Raw genomic sequence first — 18,957 nt, 5'->3', positions numbered from 1 at the left:
TTCTTTTCGGTCACTTGATTGACCGCTTGGATTTTGAATTCTTCGGGATAACGTGGGTTGCTCATGGCACCTCCTGATTGGCCTCAGTTTAAGGCAAAGAGGTGTCTACGAAACCCAGGGCGATTCACACCGCTGTCGCCAGCAAGCTGCCTCCCACAGAGGTATGAAGTGCGCACTGAAGCAGGGTATGAATCCAAACCTGTGGGAGGCAGCTTGCTGGCGACGACTGAGGCTCAGGCAGCACTAAATCCATGCAGCATCCCAGAGCGAATATTCCCGGATGTTGTTGACCAAGCCTGCGCGTTCAGGATTTGCAACGATGTAGCGCGCAACGGCAAGGATATCTTGCTCCCGTCGTATGGCCCTATCGTGATATCCATCTTGCCAAAGCCGACCTGTGCGCTTGCTGGCTTTGTTCAACGTTATTGTGCTTCTGGATTTGACCCTCTGCATGACTCGCGGCAGTGAGTCTGTGCGCAACTCAAATAGCCAATGCAAGTGATCAGGCATCACAACCCAGGCCAGTGAGTGAACAAGCTCCATTTCATGAACATGTCTCAACTCATTCACGAGCAGGCGACCGAGAAGCCAATCCGTAAATACCGGCTCCCGACCGAGCGTGGTTGCAGTCACCAGATAGAGTTGCCCTCTTCCGGAGAAGCGGCCTTTACGCAAATTTCGTGAGTGTGATTTTTCAGGCATTCCTTTGCCCTTTTCTTAACGAGTAGATTCCGAATCTACTATCCAGAGATCTTTTTCAGGGGACTTATGGTTTTACTGTGTGTGTCGAAGTGCTGTCGCCAGCAAGCTGCCTCCCACAGAGGTATGAAGTGCACACTGAAGCTGGGGATGAATCCAATCCTGTGGGAGGCAGCTTGCTGGCGACAGGGACGTTAAGTAACAGGCTGCAACTTGCGCTCAAACACCGAAACACCATCCAGGTCCCGCAGGGTTACGGTCATTTCTGCGGTCTGGCCGTCGATGTTCACTTCCCCGAAAAACTGGAAGCCGGCAAAGGGTGAGGTGTTCTGTGCGGGCGGGGCTTTCTGGAAGACCAGTTCCGGGCCGAAGGTCTTGTCCAGCGGGTTGGGGCCGAAGCTGCCGGCGTTGAGCGGGCCGGCCACGAACTCCCAGAACGGGTCGAAATCCTGGAACACGGCGCGGTCAGGTTGATAGTGGTGCGCCGCGCAGTAATGGACATCGGCGGTCAGCCAGACACAATCGCGGATCTTTTGTGCGCGAAGAAAGGCAAGCAATTCGGCGACTTCCAGTTCGCGCCCCAAGGCAGGGCCATCGTTGCCGTTGGCGATGGCTTCCCAGCGCGCCACACCGGGGCTGACTTCCCCATCCGGGACACCAAGGCCGATAGGCATGTCTGCCGCGATGACTTTCCATTGAGCACTGGAAGCCTTGAGTTCGCGCTTGAGCCAGTCCAGTTGCTCACGCCCCAGAAAAGCAGTGGTCGGCCCCGGCTTGTCTGCCAGGTTCGCATCGTTGCCATCGCGATAACTGCGCATGTCCAGCACGAACACATCGAGCATCGGGCCGTAAGGAATCTTTCGGTAGATGCGACCGCCGTTATCGGCCTGTTGCAAACGCATGGGCGCGTACTCCAGAAAGGCCTGCCGCCCGCGAGCTGACAGCAACTGGATGTCCTTGACCTTGTAACGATCATCCAGCTGCTTGCTGGGCGACCAGTTGTTGGTGACCTCATGGTCGTCCCATTGCCAGATCTGCGGCACCTCGGCATTGAAGCGGCGCAGGTTTTCGTCCATCAGGTTGTAGCGGTAATTGCCGCGATACTCGTCCAGCGTCTCTGCGACCTTGCTTTTCGCTTCGCTGGTGATGTTGCGCCAGATACGCCCGCCCTCGGTCGTGATCTGCTCCGGGATCGGGCCGTCGGCGTAAATGGTGTCGCCGCTGTGGATAAAGAAGTCAGGCAAGCGCAGGCGCATGGCTTCATAGATACGCATGCCACCAATGTCCGGGTTGATGCCGAAGCCTTGGCCGACGGTGTCGCCACTCCACACAAAACGGATGTCACGGCGCTGTTGCGGCATGCTGCGCAAATGGCCGAACCAGGGTTCGCTGGCGACACCCGACTGGGCATCCTCGAAATGAACGCGGTAGAAAATCGCCTGATCGACAGGCAGGCCGCTCAGCTCGACCCGAGCCGTGAAGTCGGTACGCTGATCGGCCAACGCCGACACCAGCCGCCGCGGGTTGGTGAACATGCTGCGGGTGTCCCACTCCACCACCATTCGCGATGGCCGGTCGCTGCGGCTCCAGACCATCGCCCGATCCCCCAGCAGATCCCCGGACTGCACGCCGTCGGTCATCTTCGGGCGATCCTGCACCGAGGCAATGACTGCGGGGGCCAGACCTGGCAACAGGAAGCCTGCGCCAACAGCCTGAATGACACGACGACGCTTGAGATCGAACTGGCTCATGGTTAACCCCTTTCAAGATGGGAAAGGGGAAACCTAGCAGGGGAATGTTGGAGAGAGATGACAACCCGCTCCAACAGCTATCAGGCGGTGGCTTTGGTCAGTTCCATCTCCACCACTTCAGGCCGCTTGAGCAGCGCATAGATCACACCGGTCGCCACGCTGCCGACGACAATCGCCAGCAGATACAACAAGGCATGATTGATGGCGTTGGGGATCAGCATCACGAACAGGCCGCCATGCGGAGCCATCAGCTTGCAACCGAAGTACATCGACAAAGCACCGGTCAACGCACCGCCGATAACACTGGCAGGAATCACGCGCAGTGGGTCCTTGGCAGCAAAGGGGATCGCGCCCTCGGAAATGAAACACAGCCCCAGCACGAACGCGGCCTTGCCTGCCTCGCGCTCGCTTTGTGCGAACTTGCGGCGCGCCAGGATCGTGGCGATGCCCATGCCGATCGGCGGCACCATACCGGCGGCCATGGCAGCCGCCATGGGGGCGTAACTCTGGGACGCCAGCAAACCTACGGAAAACGCATAGGAAGCCTTGTTGATCGGCCCACCCAAATCCACGCACATCATCGCACCGAGCAGCACGCCCAGCAGAATCGCGTTGGTGGTGCCCATGCTGTCCAGGAAAGTGGTCAGGCTGGCGAGCATGCCCGCAACCGGCTTGCCCACCACATAGATCATCACTAATCCGGTGAACAGACTCGCCAGCAATGGAATGATCAGGATCGGCTTGAGCGCTTCGACACTCGCTGGCAAGCGCGCATAGCGGTTGATCAACTGCGCGCTGTAACCGGCCAGGAAACCGGCCACGATACCGCCGATGAAACCGGCACCCAGCGTACTGGCCAGCAAGCCACCGATCATGCCTGGTGCCAACCCCGGACGGTCTGCAATGGAGTAGGCGATGTAGCCGGCCAGCAACGGCACCATCAGTTTGAATGCAGCCTCGCCGCCGATCTGCATCAAGGCCGCAGCCAACGTGCCCTCTTCCTTGAACGCGGTGATGCCGAACACGAACGACAACGCAATCAACAAACCACCGGCCACCACCATCGGCAGCATGAACGACACACCGGTCAGCAAGTGTTTGTAGACGCCAGTCCCTTCTTTTTTGGACGGCGACCTGGTCGCCTCGCCCGCAGATTCGACCTGCCCCTCGGCCAAGGCCTTTTTCAGGGTCGCCTCGGACTGTTTGAGAGCGATGCCGGTGCCGCAGCGGTAAATCTTCTTGCCTGCGAACCGGTCGGTGTTGACCTCGATATCCGTCGCCAGCAGCACCACGTCCGCATCGGCAATGGCTTGCGGGCTAAGCGGGTTGCGAGCGCCGACCGACCCCTGGGTTTCCACTTGCAGCTCGTAGTTCAGGCGTTTGGCAGCCTGCTGAATCGCCTCGGCCGCCATGAAGGTGTGAGCAACGCCGGTCGGGCAAGCGGTAATGGCGACGATGCGCGGCTGACTGCCCGAAGTGACTGCAACACCCTCACCGGCCGCAGGCGCAGCATAGACTTGGGCCTCATCGACGGCACGCTTCAGGAAAGCATCCACATCCTGCAAGGCATGGGCGGGCGTGTCCTGAAACAGGCGCTTGCCGACAAAACGGCTCAGGTCCAGCGGACCGGTGTTGACCACCAGCACCAGATCGGCGGCTTCGATATCCAGCACCGAAAGGTGCTGTTCAGACTTGTTCGGATCCACGATTTCAACGCTGGTTTCCCAGCCCTGACGCTGAGCTGCCGCTTCAAGCAATCGTGCGCTGAGGACGCTGCTGACCTTGCCGTTCGGGCAGGCCGTTACAATGGCTAACTTCATCACGAGCCTCTCTTATTGTTCTGTCAGGCTGCGCACAGTAACGCCGCCTTCAAGCCGTTTGAGTTGGGCGGCATCGGTAATGCCGAAACCGATCTGGGTCACTGCCATGGCGGCAATCGCCGTCGCCGTGCGCAAGGTTTTCTGAGGTTCATGACCGCTGAGCAAACCGTGAACCATGCCCGCCAGCAAAGAATCCCCGGCACCCACGGTGCTGGCGACGGTGACTTTCGGCGGCAGGGAATGTAACGCGGTGCCGGTGCTGAACCAGTGAACGCCCTCGGAGCCCTGGGAAATCACCACATGCTCGATGCCTTGCGCACGCAGGCGCGTTGCCGCTTCGGCCTGAGCGGCGATGGAGATGATCGGAGCATCGAGCGCATCGGCCAGCTCTTCGGTATTGGGTTTGATCAGCCAAGGTCCTGCGGCAAGACCGGCACGCAGAGCCAGACCGCTGCTGTCCAGCGCCACTTTGAGGCCAAGACTCTTGAGCATGAGCAAGAGCTTTTGCAGCCACTCGGGCGTAACGCCACGAGGCAGGCTGCCTGCGACTACCACGGCATCAAAACCGGAAGCGATCTGCTCGACTCTGGCGAACAGGGCTTGTTGAGCCTCGTCGCTGACCTGCGGGCCGGGACCGTTCAGGTCAGTGATACGGCCACTGCCTTCGGCCAGTTTGATATTGCTGCGGGTTTCTCCCGGCACACGAACGAACTCGTCGACAAAACCTCGCCGGGTAAACAGAGCCTCGAACGGCTGCTGATTGTCGATGCCGAGAAATCCGGCCACGGTCAGCTCATGCCCCAGATCGGCCAGCACTTGAGCCACGTTCAGGCCCTTGCCTGCCGCATGGCTGAGCATGGCATCGCTGCGATTGACCTGCCCGAGTTCCAGCTTGCCCAACTGCACAGTCAGGTCCAGCGCCGGGTTCATGGTCAGGGTTAGAATCTTCGCCATTACAAAGCCTCCACAAGCGCACGCACTTCGGCGGCGCTAGCTGCCGTCAGCGCCTGTTGCGCCAGTTTTTGAGCAGTACTCAGTTCCAGCTCCCGCACGCACGCCTTGACCTCGCCAATGCTGCGCGCCGAAACACTCAACTCATCCACACCCAGCCCGACCAGTACCGGGACAGCCAGCGGGTCCGCCGCCAGTTCGCCGCAAACGCCCACCCACTTGCCATTGGCATGGGCGGCGCGCACGGTCATGTCGATCAGTTGCAGCACGCTTGGGTGCAAACCGTCAGCCTGAGCGGAAAGGGTCGGATGGCCACGGTCGATGGCCATGGTGTATTGCGTCAGGTCGTTGGTGCCGACGCTGAAGAAGTCCACTTCCCTGGCCAGTACCGGTGCCAGCAAGGCGGCCGAAGGCACTTCGATCATGATCCCCAGTTGCAGGTCGCTGACCGGGATCTCCTCTCGCAGACGCTGAGTCATGTCACGCGCCTGACGCCACTCCTCAACAGTGCCGATCATGGGAAACATGATCCGCAGCGGGCCGCTGTCGGCTGAGCGCAACAAGGCACGCAACTGGCTTTCCATCACGTCGGGACGTTGCAGGGTCAGGCGAATGCCACGCACACCGAGGAACGGGTTTTCTTCCTTGTCGATAGGCCAGTACGGCAGCGGCTTGTCACCGCCGACGTCCAGAGTACGGACCACCAAAGGCCGGCCACCCAAGTCGGTGAGCACGCGGCGGTATTCAGCTTCCTGGGTAGCCTCGTCAGGCGCCTGTGAATGGGCCATGAACAGCAATTCGGTGCGCAGCAGGCCAATGCCTTCGGCGCCCTGCTCTACCGCCGCTGGCGTGCCGGTGCTGTCGCCGATGTTGGCGAAGACTTCGACGGCATGGCCATCGCGGGTCACGGCAGGTTCCATGCGCAAGGCCGCAGCGGCCTTGAGGCGCTGCTCGCGGGCATCGCGATCCTGAACCGCACGCTGCAAGGTCGACTCGTCCGGTGCGACAGTCAAACGACCGCGCTGGCAGTCGAGCAGCAGAACAGTGCCTGGCTTGAGCTGCAATACTTCGTCACCTGCCCCCACCAGCGCCGGAATACCAAGGGCGCGAGCCACGATAGCGCTGTGCGCCGTTGCGCCGCCACGCGCAGTGAGAATACCCGCGACATGCGCCGGGTCCAGTCGTGCCACGTCGGACGGGCCGACTTCGTCCATCACCAGGATGTAAGGCTCGTCCGGAGCCGCCACGGTTTCGACACCGCAGATTTGCGCCAGCACACGACGCCCCACATCCCGCAGGTCCGCTGCACGCTCGGCCAGCAGCACATCATTCAATTGCTCCTGCCGGGATGCAGCAGCATCGATCACTCCAGCCCAGGCAGCGGCAGCACTTTCGCCCTTGTTCAGACGCAGTTCGGCTTCGTTGCCCAGCTCCGGGTCATCGAGCATTTCCTGGTGGGTAATGAAGATTTCGCGGATGGCCTTGGCCTTGCTCCGCTGGATCAGGCTTTCGATATCCTCGCGTACTTCGACCAGAGCCTGTTGCAGACGCTCACGCTCGGCGGCAACCGATTCGCCTTGCTGCGGATAATCGAATGCTTGCAGCACTTGAACATGCGCAGGCCCCATGGCAATGCCCGGCGAAGCCGAGACAGCCTGCAACACGGCGCCATCGAGGGGCGCAACCACGGCCTTGGCCACAGCGGATTTCTGGGGAGCCGGTTGCGGCTCGGTCGCGACCGGCAATGGCTCGACCTCTTCGCCCAGACCTTGCTCCACCGCCGCCAACAAGGCAGGCAAAGCGTCTTGCGCGATGCTCGGTTCAGCGATGAATTCCAGCGTCTGCCCGCGACGTGCGCCGAGGCTGAGCAGCTTGCTCAAGCTCTTGGCCGACACTGCGGTTTCGCCGGTTTCCAGCACACGCACGCGAATCTCGCCTTCAAACTCCTTGGCCAGTTGCGCCAGCACCTTGGCCGGGCGGGCATGCAGGCCATGGGCGTTAGCCAGAGCGATCTGCCGGGTCGGCCACTCGGCAGGCAATTCACCGCCCAGAGCCTGGAGGATGACGCGGCTGTTGGTGGCATGGCCCAATTCGTGGCCACGGCCTTCGATCAACAGCGAGCACAGGCGCTCAAGCAATGCCTGGTGCCCTTCTCCCAGGCTGGCCAGGCAGAACAGCCCGGTCAGCGGCTGCCCCAGATAGCGCAAGGGTTTGTCCGGTGTCACAAAGGCCAGGCCGGGACGCTTGACCGTCTGCTCGCTGTGCAGCCACCACAGGCCATCACCCAGCGACAAGGCCTCGACCTGCTGGAGAATCGCGGCAAAACCGTTGTTGACGCAATCAGCCCGACGCAACAGGCGAGCACCACGCCAGACCAGTTCTTCAAAATCATCGGCCGACACGCCGAGGCTGATCATCTGGGCATCGAGGGCCAGCTCCTGAGGCGCGCCCTGCAACAGCCGGAGCAGGTCTTCCGGCGTTTTCGCCTCGCGCAGAGCCTGACCAAGGTCCGCTTCGCCCAATGCACGGGTCAGCAGTTGCAGAAGTCGCAGATGTTCGTCCGACTTGGCTGCAATACCGATGGCCAGATAGACGATTTGCCCGTCGCCCCAGTCCACGCCTTCGGGAAATTGCATCAGGCGCACGCCGGTAGTGAATACCAGGTCGCGGGTTTCAGGCGTGCCATGGGGGATCGCGATACCCTGGCCGAGGAAGGTCGAACCTTGCTGCTCGCGGTTCATCAGTCCGTTGAGATAACCCTCTGCAACCAGACCGTCAGCGACCAGATGGTCTGCGATCAGTTGCAATGCGCCAGACTTATCCACCGCCGAGCGGCCCATGGATATTTGCTCCAGAGAGAGTTCGAGCATGCCTTGACTCCTGTGCAGCGCCAGAGCGCTACCTGATTCTTGTTTTAATGACGACCATGAGAGATCGACAGCTTAGGTGATGAAAGTGCTGCCTGTCGGATATCACTTTCATCTTGATTTGCAGCAAATATCAGCCTGCTGAATCGTTTAATCTACAATTGGACGGCACGTTACTCGATTATGGGCTTTCATTGAAGCCCGGTCGGTCCGATAGCTGTAGGAGACGTCGTAAAATAGACCGAGCACTTGGGCATCCCCTATGGTCTGCTGTAAAGATGCTCTGCGATCAGCGAAAATCCTCGCTGATTCGAGACAACCACGAAAAGGAACTTTTCGCGTGAAACTCAGCGATATTGCGCGTCTGGCAGGTGTTTCCGTCACCACGGCCAGTTACGTAATCAATGGCAAGGCCGAACAACAACGCATCAGCCCTGCGACCGTCGAGCGTGTAAAGGCGGTGGTCGAACAACATGACTTTCGCCCCAACCCTCAAGCCGCAGGCTTGCGCAGCCGTCACAGCCGCACCCTGGGGTTCATCCTGCCGGATCTGGAAAACCCCAGTTACGCCCGTATCGCCAAGTTGCTGGAGCAAGGAGCCCGCGCCCATGGCTATCAGTTACTGATCGCCAGTTCCGACGACGACCCCATCAGTGAGCAACAACTGCTGCAAGTCTTCCGTGCCCGCCGCTGCGATGCGTTGCTGGTCGCCAGTTGCCTGCCCGCCAGTGACGACAGTTACCGGGAATTGCAGAACAAAGGCTTGCCAATCATCGCCATTGACCGGGAAATGAACCCCGAGTTCTTCTGCTCGGTGGTCAGCGACGACCACGACGCCAGCCTGCAACTGACCCGCAGCCTGCTCCAGACCCATCCCGAACATATCGCCTTGCTCGGAGCACGACCTGAGCTGAGTGTCAGCCAGGCACGCGCGGAGGGGTTCCGGCATGCGCTCGATGGCTTTACCGGCACGACCACGATTGAACATGGCCAGTCCTTCAGCCGCGAGTGCGGCCAGCGTTTGATGAACGACATGCTGCAACGCCTGGGTCACCTGCCCAATGCGCTGATCACAACATCCTACGTGTTGCTGCAGGGGGTTTTCGATGTGCTGCAAAGCCAGGAACTCAACCCGGCGCAACTGCATCTGGGCACATTCGGTGATACCCAGTTGCTGGACTTCCTGCCGTTGCCGGTCAATGCCATGGCCCAGCAGCATCAGTTGATTGCCGAAAAAGCCCTGCAACTGGCACTGGCCGCCATCGAGAACAACCAATATCAACCCGGCGTGCATGCCATCGTGCGAACCTTCAAGCAACGCATTCACGAGGCCTGACGGTGACGCTGATCGACACCCACACCCACCTGGACTTTCCGGACTTCGACGCCGATCGGGCTCAGGTTCTGGATAACTGCCGCGTATTGGGCGTGGAGCGCATGGTGGTTCTGGGGGGTTATCAGCGTAACTGGCAACGTTTGTGGGATTTGACCCAAGAGCATCCAGAGTTGTATGCGGCGTTCGGCCTGCACCCTATCTACATCGACGAGCATCGCCCCGAGCACTTGAACGAACTGGGCGACTGGTTGACGCGCCTGAAGGGCAATTCCCGGTTATGCGCGGTGGGCGAGATCGGTCTGGATTACTACGTTGAAAACCTGGACCGCCACAGCCAGCAGCAAGTCTTCGAGGCGCAGTTGCAACTGGCCGCTGATTTCGATCTGCCAGCGCTGTTGCATGTGCGACGCAGCCACGCCGATGTGATCGCGACACTCAAGCGTCACAAGCTCAAACGCAGCGGGATCATCCATGCATTTGCCGGCAGTCGAGAGGAGGCTCGGGAATATATCAGGCTGGGTTTCAAGCTCGGCCTTGGCGGTGCAGCGACCTGGCCAAAGGCGTTACGCATGCATCGGGTCATCGCCGAGTTACCACTGGAAAGCATTGTGCTGGAAACCGACTCACCGGACATGGCTCCGGCGATGTATCCGAATCAGCGCAATAGTCCAGAGCATTTGCCGGAAATATCCCGGGCGCTGGCCGGGCTGTTGAAAGTCAGCCCGGAGCAGTTAGCGCAAGTGAGTACGCGCAATGCCTGTGAGTTGTTCGGGTGGCCTGCTCGCGAATGAGCTGACTCAGATCAACAATGTCCACAGCGCAAAACCCGCATACCAGACCACTGCGGCGCGTATCAGCAACTCCCAGAGCAGATCGAGGCTGGTCACGCCATCAGCGCCCATGACAGGTGCCGGAACCTCGCTGGCAACGCGGCCGATACGGGTAATCAGTTGTGCGGCGCTGATGTTCCAGTTGAGCAGTTCATGCAGCATCACCCGGCTGACTGCAACGAAGTTGCCCACCAGTGCGAAACTGGCCGCCAGCAACCTGACCGGTATCCAGTCGAAGGCATGACGCAATTGTGTCGCCCGCTCTACCAAGGCCTGGGTCTTGCCATTTTCGGCCGCCAGCGCCAGCAAGCGGTAAGCCAGTGCAGCAACAGGCCCCAGCAGGAAGTACCAGAAGATCACCACGAAGAAACTCTGGTAAGCCTGCCAGAGCATGTAACTTTGAACGCCCTCCAGCAGTTGCTCGCCATTGTCCGCCAACACGCCCATGTCTCTTTCAGCCACATGCACGGCGGCCTGTTCGTCGCCACGCCGGCAGGCATCACGAAAGGGTCCCAACGCAGCAAGCAGATCGCCACGGCCAAGGCTGTAGATCAGCACCAGAAGGTGGATCGGCAATGCCAGCCAGCCGTAAGCAACCGAGCCGACGATGGTCAGCGCCAGTTGCAATATCAGAAGCGGCAGCAGGATCAGCAGGGCCAGGATGACCCACGGGCGAGAGGCGGTTCGCGGACTTGATTCAAGCCTGGCCAACTCCTTCAGCCAAGCCCCGTCACGTTGTACACGCTGACGCAGTGCCGAGAATTTTTCGACCCAGACTGCCAGCAGCAACACCAGAAAACTCATTGCTTAATCCCTCACTTCAGTCCTGCAAAGCGGCTTGAAAACGGGCCCAGTCGAAACACGGCCCCGGATCGGTCTTGCGTCCCGGAGCGATATCGCTGTGCCCACAGATGCGCTCAGGCGTAATTGCCACAAACGCCTGACGCAACTGGCGCGTCAGATCGATCAAGGCGGCATATTGCGCATCGGTAAAGGGCTGGTCATCCGTGCCTTCCAGCTCGATACCGATGGAAAAGTCATTACAGGCTTCGCGCCCCTGGAAACAGGAAACGCCAGCATGCCAGGCGCGGTCAAGACATGAGACGAATTGAGTGACCTCGCCATCACGCTCGATCAGAAAATGCGCCGAAACGCGCAAGTCGGCAATGCCCTCGAAATAGGGATGCTCGGTGATATCCAGCTGATTCTGAAAAAAACACTGGACCTTGCCCGTCTTGAACTGGGCAGGCGGCAGGCTGATGTTGTGGATCACCAGTAGCGAGATTTCGCCCTCGGGTCGCGCATTGAAATTGGGTGAAGGGCAATGCTGCACGCCGTCACACCAACCGCTGGCGGGGTCCAACTGCATGAAGGCTCCTTGGAGAGAGGGTTCGATAGGCGCAAGTATGCCCAAACAGCATCACCGGTAGGAGCGAATTCATTCGCGAAGGTATTTCAGGCGATGGATCTTCGTGGGCCGGGCCCTCTCCCATATCAGGTTTTATGCGCCCTTGAGCTTGCGCAGGCTGCTGATCACCGACTCCAGCGCACGGTCGAACAGCAAGGCATCGTCGAGAATGCGGATGGTGCCGCGACGCAATTCGATTGCCAGCCCCATGCGGGACTTTTCCAGAACCTTCATGCCGGTACGATTGACGAACACGTAGCGGCCGGTAGGCTCAACGATAGCCGTGAGCTTGCAGCGCAGCTTGTTCTCTTCGTCTTCCTGAATCTCGACCCAGTTCCCCACACGCAGCTTGTCGACCATTTGCAGACCGGCATCGTCATTGGGCAATTGCAGGACACTTTCATTGCTCAAAGGCTCGTCCGGCGCGGTCAGGACGATTTCCTCCATCACGACCATCATTGCCGGACCTTCAGCAGGCTCGGCTTCAGCCAGTGCTACAGAGCTTTGAAGCTCCTCGCCCTGAACATCCTGAAGGCGTGAGAAATGCTGGAAAGCCTGGACATGCAGCACTTCCAGCTGACTGAAGAATTCACTGGTGGCGAACGGGTCAAAAGCGGCGCTGGTCAACCCCTCACGCAATGACTTGAGCAGCCCGGGCACCAGCTCAAGCAGCCTCTGCCGTGCTTCCGGGTCTTCGTGCAGTTCGACACTCCAGATCAGGTCGTCCATGGCTTGCAGCCCGGCCAGCCACTCGCTCGAACCTTCGCCATGCTTGAGGCATGTCAGCAACAGCACCTTGCTCCAGGCCTGCTGCAACAGACGCACGACCGCCTCCGGCAAGGTCTTGCCCAGCAAGCGCTGGTTCAGTTCATGCTGGACCTGCTGACGCGCCAGCTCGGCGCGGGTGCGCCCTTCTTCGGCATCGCGGGTGCGCTGTTCAAGCAGTTCGCTGCGCCGACGCTCATCGCTGGTGAAGGCCAGGAAGTCCGCCAGCAGCTCGGAGAAAATCGCCGGATCGTCGACAAAATCATTGAGCAGACGCTGCACGATCTGATCGACACGCATGTAAAGCGAGTCGCGCTGATAATCGTCACGTCCACCCCAACCCAGTGCGGCGGTCGCAATCTCGTTGAGCAGACGACGGGCAGGATGGCTGCCACGGCTGAAGAAGCTCTTGTCGATCACTGCGACTTTCAGCATCGGGATCTGCAACCGCCCGATCAACGCCCGCAGAGAGTGAGGCAGGTTGCGATCGTCGAGAATGAATTCAAAGAGCATGGCGATCAGGTTGATCACATCTTCGTCGCCTGCACCAACGCCGCGAGACTTGCCGCTCTTTACGCTGACGCGGGTCAGCAGTTGCTCCAACTGGTTACGCAGGTCGAAATCTTCCGGAGCATCCGAGGCCGGTACGTACTGCTGAAGATGCGAGAGCAGGCGCAGGAGATCCTTGCTGGAAATCGGGCGGACTTCGGAGCCTGGACCATGACGAGGCGTCAGATTGCCCCTGACTTGCAGCAACAATTCCTGCAGCGCCGAAAACACTTCGAGCACGCCCTTGTCGAGCTTGTCAGCGGCCTGCGCCAGAGCTGGGTCGGACAGTTCGCTGGCACGCTTCCTGGGAGCTGCGCGATCGGATGAGCGACGGGCCGGCAAGGCTTTCATTTCAGGCAGGATGCCGGTAGCGATCAGCAACTGGTTGGCTTCGCTATACAAATGATCGGTGTTGGCCAGGATGTATTTCTCGAACAGCTTGAGAATGATCAGCTTGACCTTGATCTCGACCCCCAGGCTGCGCTTGGCCTGGAGAAAGAAATTGCACAGCATTGCCGGCCCCATGGGGTTGGCATCGACTGTAATGGATTGGGGAAGCAGCTCGTTCAAGCGCGCGGTCAACTGGCTCAAGGCAACGCCATCGCGGCTCATGACCTTGGCCACCATCGAGTCGACGGCCACGGTTTTTTCCAGCTCGTCGTTGGGCACCAGTGACAGCTTGTCGAAAGCGACCGCCGCCGGCAGCACCGGCTCGGTGATCTGATACTGACCCAACGCCAGGAAAGACTCGTAGAACTTGTCGAGAAAGGCACGCTCGATGCTTTTGCGCTTGAGGCGCAAATCACGCATGGCCTCGAAAAAGGTGTTCTGTTCGGTATTGCTGATGGCGCGATCAGCCATTTCAAAAAGGGTGTCGTCAGCGTTATCGAACAACGCTTGCAAGGCATCCTTGAGCTGCTGTGCGGCTTTATCACGCACCTGCAACAACACGACGGGCAGCCGGGCCAAAGGCGTACTTGTACCCTGCGCAGGGATTCCCTTGCTCAACGGCACAACGTTTTCGTCGTTTTGCATCAAACCCCCTGACAGGAAACGGCTTAAATCCCATCACAAACGCGGCTTGCAACCATCGCCTGTGAAGCGATCCCCTTGGTCTTTGCGCTACGTCAAAGCTATGACGTCAAATACAAGTCGGATTATCTTTCAAAACTTGTATCGAACGCCAGCAAAGTATTTCGCTCTGTAACAGGCGCAATACACAAAGAGGATGTGCTGCGATAGACAACGCCAATCGACATATATCGCAAAGGAATTTACAAAACCGACCAACAGCACACTTTGCGCGCATGGCCGGCCGTACAGGTGGGTTACAAAGGTGGCGTGCCTTATACTCATGCGACTTTGTTAGTGGAGCCCGCTATGCCGAATTTACGACTCGCCGACCTGACAGCTGAAATCGAAGCCAATGTGCGGCGCGCATTGCTTGAAGATGTCGGCAGTGGCGATATCACCGCTCAATTGATCCCTGCCGAGCGGCTGGCCAAGGCAACGATCATTTCCCGCGATGCGGCGGTGATCGCAGGTGCCGCATGGGTCGATACGGTTTTTCGTCAACTGGACCCACGGGTCGCCGTTCACTGGCAAGTGGCCGATGGTGACCGTGTAAGCCCCAATCAGGCGTTGTTTCATCTGGAAGGCCCGGCTCGCTCCCTGCTGACCGGAGAACGTAGCGCACTCAACTTTCTGCAATTGCTGTCAGGCGTTGCCACCCGTGCGCAGCACTATGCAGACATCGTGAGCGACACTCAGGTCAAGCTGCTCGATACCCGCAAGACCCTGCCCGGCCTGCGTCTGGCGCAGAAATATGCCGTGACCTGTGGCGGCTGCCATAACCACCGCATAGGTCTGTACGACGCCTTCCTGATCAAGGAAAACCACATTGCAGCCTGTGGCGGCATTGCCCAGGCCGTGGCCGCCGCGCACAAGATTGCGCCAGGCAAGCCAGTGGAAGTCGAAGTTGAAAGCCTGAGTGAACTCAAACAGGCGCTCGATGCCGGTGCCGACATCATCATGCTCGACGAACTGAGCCTGGATGACATGCGCGAGGCCGTACGCCTGACCGCAGGACGCGCCAGGCTTGAAGCCAGCGGCGGCATCAATGACGATACCTTGCGAGTGATCGCTGAAACCGGCGTGGACTATATCTCGATCGGCGCGATGACCAAGGACGTGAAGGCTGTGGACTTGTCCATGCGCTTGAGCCTCTGATTTATCCACAGGTCGAGAGAGGAGTCGTCATCTTGGAACAATGGTTTGTAGTGAATGCGGGCAAGCAACTCGGCCCCATGGATGCAGCAGCCGCACGCCTCATTGCTCGTGAGGCGCCGGGCGCATGGTGCTGGAAGCAGGGCATGCCGGACTGGCAGCCGATTTATCAGGTGCAGGAAGTCCGGGCCATGAAGAAAGACGGCATCACGCCCTTTCCGGACCCGACGCCCGACATGATCCAGCCCCGGCCCTCAGCCCTGCCTGCGCATGCAGCTCCAGCTCCAGCTCCAGCTCCAGCTATCAGACGACCTTCGTTCACTCCCGATCCAAATACTTCAAGCGGCTTCGGCTCCGGCCAGGCAACCGATGGCGTGGATTTCAAGCTGTACGGCACCGAAACGCAATTCGTCGAACTTGAACTGGACCGAGGCGAGAGCGCCGTGGCCGAAGCAGGCTCGATGATGTACAAGACCTGCGACGTGCAGATGGAAACCATCTTCGGCGACGGCAGCAGCCAGTCTTCAGGGCTGCTGGGTTCGCTCTTCGGCGCGGGCAAACGCATGCTCACCGGCGAAAGCCTGTTCACTACCGTGTTCTCGCAACAAGGCTCCGGCAAAGGTCGCGTCGCATTCGCTGCACCCTACCCCGGCACCATCCTGCCTCTGCGCCTGCGTGACTTCGGTGGCAAGTTGATCTGCCAGAAGGACAGCTTTCTGGCAGGTGCCAAAGGTGTCTCCATCGGCATTCAGTTCCAGAAGAAAATCCTTACCGGCCTGTTTGGTGGTGAGGGCTTTGTGTTGCAAAAACTCGAAGGCGACGGCTGGGTGTTCGTTCACATGGGCGGCACCGTTCGCAAGATCGAACTGGCAGCGGGCGAGTCGCTGGATGTGGATACCGGCTGCCTCGCAGCCATGACCCAAGGCGTCGATTACGACATCCGTATGCTCGGCGGCATCAAGTCGATGCTGTTTGGCGGTGAAGGCGTATTTTTCGCCAAACTGACCGGCCCCGGCACGGTATGGCTGCAAAGCCTGCCCTTCTCACGTCTGGCCGGACGCATGCTGGCGGCGAGCCCGGCAGGAGTGGCACGAAGCGAGCGCTGAATAATCCCCGGGCCGGCTTGCGGCCCGGAATGCACAAGGACGAGACATGCAAATCACCCAAGGCCAACGAGTCCCGCTTTCCAGCCTGATTCAAGGCTCGGATCTCACCCTGTCCATCGACATCAAGTCCTCCCACGTGATCGATTACGTCTGCTTCGGCGTCGACGCCCAGGGCAAGCTGTCGGATGACCGCTACATGATCTTCTTCAATCAACCCAACAGCCCTTGCAACAGTGTCAGGCAGGTAAACGGCGGTGACTTTCAGATTGCCCTCGCCGGGCTGCCCGCCTCTATCGACCGGCTTGTGTTCACTGCATCCATCGATGGCGCAGGAGCGATGAGCGACATTCAGGCCAGCCATTTCAGCATCAAGGACGCAGGCCGCGAAGTCGCTCGCAGCGAGTTCTCTGGCGCAACCTTTGCTGCCGAGAAAGCCATCATGGTCACCGATATCTACCGCAAGAACGGTGAATGGCGCATTGCATCAAACCTGCAAGGCTACAACGCCGGTCTGGATGCACTGGTGGTGCACTTCGGAGGGGAAGTCTCGGAGGCGCCTGCTCCTGCGCCAGCCAAGGTTTCACTGGAGAAGAAAATCGCCGAGGCCGCGCCTCAACTGGTCAGTCTGGCGAAAAAGGCTCAGGTCAGTCTGGAGAAAGCCAGACTGACCGACACCAAGGCTCGTGTCGGGCTGGTACTGGATGCTTCCGGCTCCATGAACGCGCAATACAGCCGTGGCCATGTACAGGAAGTCGTCAACCGCCTGATTCCTCTGGCGGTGCATTTCGACGATGACGGCGCACTGGACTGCTGGGCCTTCGGTGCCCGGCCTTGTCAGTTGTCGTCGGTGTCGCTGAGCAACTTCAAGGACTTTATCCAGACCGACAACGGTGGCTGGAAAAACTGGGAGTTGGGCGCGCGGGTGAATGATGAGCCCAAAGCCATGCGCATGGTCATCGACTACTACAAGAAGTCAGGCGACAAGACGCCGATCTACATCCTGTTCATCAGCGATGGCGGCGTTCATCAGGACAGGGAAATCACCAGACTGATGATCGAGGCGGCAAAACTGCCTATCTTCTGGCAATTCGTGGGCCTGGGCGGACGCGGTTACGGAATCCTGGAAAAGCTCGACGACATGACCGGACGGACTGTGGATAACTGCAACTTCTTCGCTCTGGACAGACTGGATGAAGTCCCGGAAGAGAAACTTTACGACTTGCTGATGGAAGAGTTCCCGGACTGGCTCAAGGCCGCCAAGGGTGCCGGGATTCTGTAAGTTTTCCAGACAGAGGGTGGGGCCTTGGCCGCGACGACATGCTCACAGGCAATACATTTTCAGCGCCTGTACATGCTGTCGCGGCCAAGGCCCCTTCCCACATCAAAGCGTTCCACAAATAAAAAACCCTGCCATCGCTGACAGGGTTTTTCATGACGCTGACCGGGTTTAGCCGATCGATACGCCGTGTGCTTCTGCCAGAGGCTTCAAGCCGCCTGCGAAGCCTTGGCCGATGGCCTTGAACTTGAACTCGTCGCCATGACGATACAGCTCGCCGAAGATCATCGCGGTTTCAGTCGATGCGTCTTCCGACAGGTCGTAACGAGCGATTTCCTTGCCATCCGCCTTGTTCAGAACGCGGATGTAGGCGTTGGCCACTTGACCGAAGCTTTGCTTGCGCTCATCAGCCGAGTGGATGGTGACGCCGAAAACCAGCTTCTTCACAGCAGCGTTCAGGGTTGGCAGCTTGACCAGAACAGACTCGTCGTCGCCGTCGCCAGCGCCGGAGCGGTTGTCGCCCAGGTGCTCGACCGAACCGTCAGCCGACTTCTTGTTGTTGTAGAAAATGAAGCCGCTGTCATCCAGCACCTTGCCATTCTCGCCCACGACGAAAACGGAAGCGTCCAGATCGAATTCGGTGCCGTCGGTCACACGTGGGTCCCAGCCCAGGCCTACGGTGATTTCGGTCAGGCCCGGAGCCTCTTTGGACAGGGAAACGTTACCGCCTTTACTCAGACTTACAGCCATGTGCGTAATCCTTTTCTAAAGAAGTAGTAAGGGTATGAATCAGAAATTCATACCGTGAGCGTTGGCCACAGCCTTCAGGCCACCTGCGTAACCCTGGCCTACGGCGCGGAATTTCCACTCACCGTTATTGCGATACAGCTCGGCAAAGATCATCGCGGTTTCGGTCGAAGCATCTTCGGCCAGATCATAGCGAACGATTTCAGCGCTGGACTTCTCGTTCAGTACGCGGATGAAAGAACCACCCACCTGACCGAAGTTCTGCTTGCGGCTGTCAGCGTCGTGAATGGTCACGACGAATACGATTTTCTCGACGTCGGCAGGCACGCGGGTCAGATCGACCTTCACGACTTCATCATCACCATCGCCAGCGCCGGTACGGTTGTCACCGGCATGCTCCACGGAGCCATCGGCGCTCTTGAGCTGGTTGTAGAAAATGAAGTCGGCTTCGCTGCGAACTTTACCGTTGGCGCCCAGCAGGAATGCGCTGGCGTCCAGGTCAAACTCCTGGCCGTCAGTGGCACGCGGGTCCCAGCCCAGGCCGATCAATACATTGGTCAAGGTCGGGTCGGTTTTGGAAAGCGAAAGGTTGCCACCTTTTTGCAGAGTCAAAGCCATGATTCGTT

Annotated in this window: 15 protein-coding genes; 5 read left to right on the top strand and 10 right to left on the bottom strand. The window is 59.2% G+C overall.

All coding sequences use genetic code 11. The annotated features are described in order from the left end of the window. Positions 1-243: 243 nt before the first annotated feature. The 5 genes from Q6A51_RS19900 to ptsP all read right to left on the bottom strand — a co-directional run bounded on the left by Q6A51_RS19900 (position 244) and on the right by ptsP (position 8,091). A complete protein-coding gene (locus Q6A51_RS19900) occupies positions 244-702 on the bottom strand; it encodes an REP-associated tyrosine transposase (protein ID WP_304575545.1) in 459 nt (152 codons plus the stop codon). 191 nt (positions 703-893) lie between these two features. Then, entirely contained in the window at positions 894-2,450 is a 1,557-nt protein-coding gene (locus tag Q6A51_RS19895; RefSeq protein WP_304575544.1) for an alkaline phosphatase D family protein, read from the bottom strand. 80 nt (positions 2,451-2,530) lie between these two features. Beyond that, entirely contained in the window at positions 2,531-4,270 is a 1,740-nt protein-coding gene (locus Q6A51_RS19890) for a PTS fructose-like transporter subunit IIB (RefSeq protein WP_201018779.1), read from the bottom strand. Between the two features lie 12 nt (positions 4,271-4,282). After that, complete coding sequence (gene pfkB / locus Q6A51_RS19885; protein WP_201018778.1) at positions 4,283-5,224, bottom strand: 1-phosphofructokinase; 942 nt, start codon at positions 5,222-5,224, stop codon at positions 4,283-4,285. Then, on the bottom strand, positions 5,224-8,091 hold the full coding sequence (gene ptsP / locus Q6A51_RS19880; protein ID WP_201018777.1) for a phosphoenolpyruvate--protein phosphotransferase: 2,868 nt from the start codon (positions 8,089-8,091) through the stop codon (positions 5,224-5,226). The genes pfkB and ptsP overlap by 1 nt, the downstream gene beginning before the upstream one ends. Positions 8,092-8,428: 337 nt before the next feature. Between ptsP and cra the strand changes: the two genes are divergently transcribed. Both cra and Q6A51_RS19870 read left to right on the top strand, forming a co-directional pair. Continuing rightward, positions 8,429-9,424, top strand: a complete 996-nt coding sequence (cra, locus tag Q6A51_RS19875; protein WP_201018776.1) for a catabolite repressor/activator — start codon at positions 8,429-8,431, stop codon at positions 9,422-9,424. Continuing rightward, the gene (locus Q6A51_RS19870) at positions 9,421-10,215 is read left to right on the top strand and encodes a TatD family hydrolase (RefSeq protein WP_304575547.1); all 795 of its coding nucleotides are present in this window, start codon (positions 9,421-9,423) and stop codon (positions 10,213-10,215) included. The genes cra and Q6A51_RS19870 overlap by 4 nt, the downstream gene beginning before the upstream one ends. A 6-nt stretch (positions 10,216-10,221) precedes the next feature. Here Q6A51_RS19870 and ampE read toward each other — a convergent pair whose 3' ends face one another. The 3 genes from ampE to Q6A51_RS19855 all read right to left on the bottom strand — a co-directional run bounded on the left by ampE (position 10,222) and on the right by Q6A51_RS19855 (position 14,011). Further along, positions 10,222-11,058: a regulatory signaling modulator protein AmpE gene (gene ampE / locus Q6A51_RS19865; RefSeq protein WP_201018775.1), complete on the bottom strand. Its 837-nt coding sequence runs from the start codon at positions 11,056-11,058 to the stop codon at positions 10,222-10,224. 16 nt (positions 11,059-11,074) lie between these two features. Next, positions 11,075-11,623 carry a 1,6-anhydro-N-acetylmuramyl-L-alanine amidase AmpD gene (ampD, locus tag Q6A51_RS19860; protein ID WP_201018774.1) on the bottom strand — a complete coding sequence of 183 codons (549 nt, stop codon included), beginning with the start codon at positions 11,621-11,623 and terminating at the stop codon, positions 11,075-11,077. A gap of 132 nt (positions 11,624-11,755) precedes the next feature. Continuing rightward, positions 11,756-14,011, bottom strand: a complete 2,256-nt coding sequence (locus tag Q6A51_RS19855; protein ID WP_304575543.1) for a DUF1631 domain-containing protein — start codon at positions 14,009-14,011, stop codon at positions 11,756-11,758. 345 nt (positions 14,012-14,356) lie between these two features. On the opposite strand from Q6A51_RS19855, the gene nadC reads away from it, so the two are divergent. The 3 genes from nadC to Q6A51_RS19840 are packed head-to-tail and all read left to right on the top strand — an operon-like array spanning position 14,357 to position 17,587. Next, positions 14,357-15,205, top strand: coding sequence for a carboxylating nicotinate-nucleotide diphosphorylase (gene nadC, locus Q6A51_RS19850; protein ID WP_201005827.1), 849 nt, complete (start codon positions 14,357-14,359; stop codon positions 15,203-15,205). Between the two features lie 32 nt (positions 15,206-15,237). Further along, a complete protein-coding gene (locus tag Q6A51_RS19845) occupies positions 15,238-16,308 on the top strand; it encodes an AIM24 family protein (RefSeq protein WP_304575542.1) in 1,071 nt (356 codons plus the stop codon). Between the two features lie 46 nt (positions 16,309-16,354). Continuing rightward, positions 16,355-17,587, top strand: a complete 1,233-nt coding sequence (locus Q6A51_RS19840; RefSeq protein WP_201018770.1) for a VWA domain-containing protein — start codon at positions 16,355-16,357, stop codon at positions 17,585-17,587. Between the two features lie 168 nt (positions 17,588-17,755). Here Q6A51_RS19840 and Q6A51_RS19835 read toward each other — a convergent pair whose 3' ends face one another. Together Q6A51_RS19835 and Q6A51_RS19830 are read right to left on the bottom strand one after the other, a co-directional pair. Beyond that, positions 17,756-18,334, bottom strand: coding sequence for a TerD family protein (locus tag Q6A51_RS19835; RefSeq protein ID WP_025261815.1), 579 nt, complete (start codon positions 18,332-18,334; stop codon positions 17,756-17,758). Between the two features lie 39 nt (positions 18,335-18,373). After that, complete coding sequence (locus tag Q6A51_RS19830) at positions 18,374-18,949, bottom strand: TerD family protein (protein WP_201005834.1); 576 nt, start codon at positions 18,947-18,949, stop codon at positions 18,374-18,376. Positions 18,950-18,957: the final 8 nt, after the last annotated feature.

The organism is Pseudomonas serbiensis (genome assembly GCF_030580745.1).
Lineage (GTDB): Bacteria > Pseudomonadota > Gammaproteobacteria > Pseudomonadales > Pseudomonadaceae > Aquipseudomonas > Aquipseudomonas serbiensis.
Note: the sequence above shows the minus strand (reverse complement) of the source record. Positions and strands in the feature narration are given on the sequence as shown.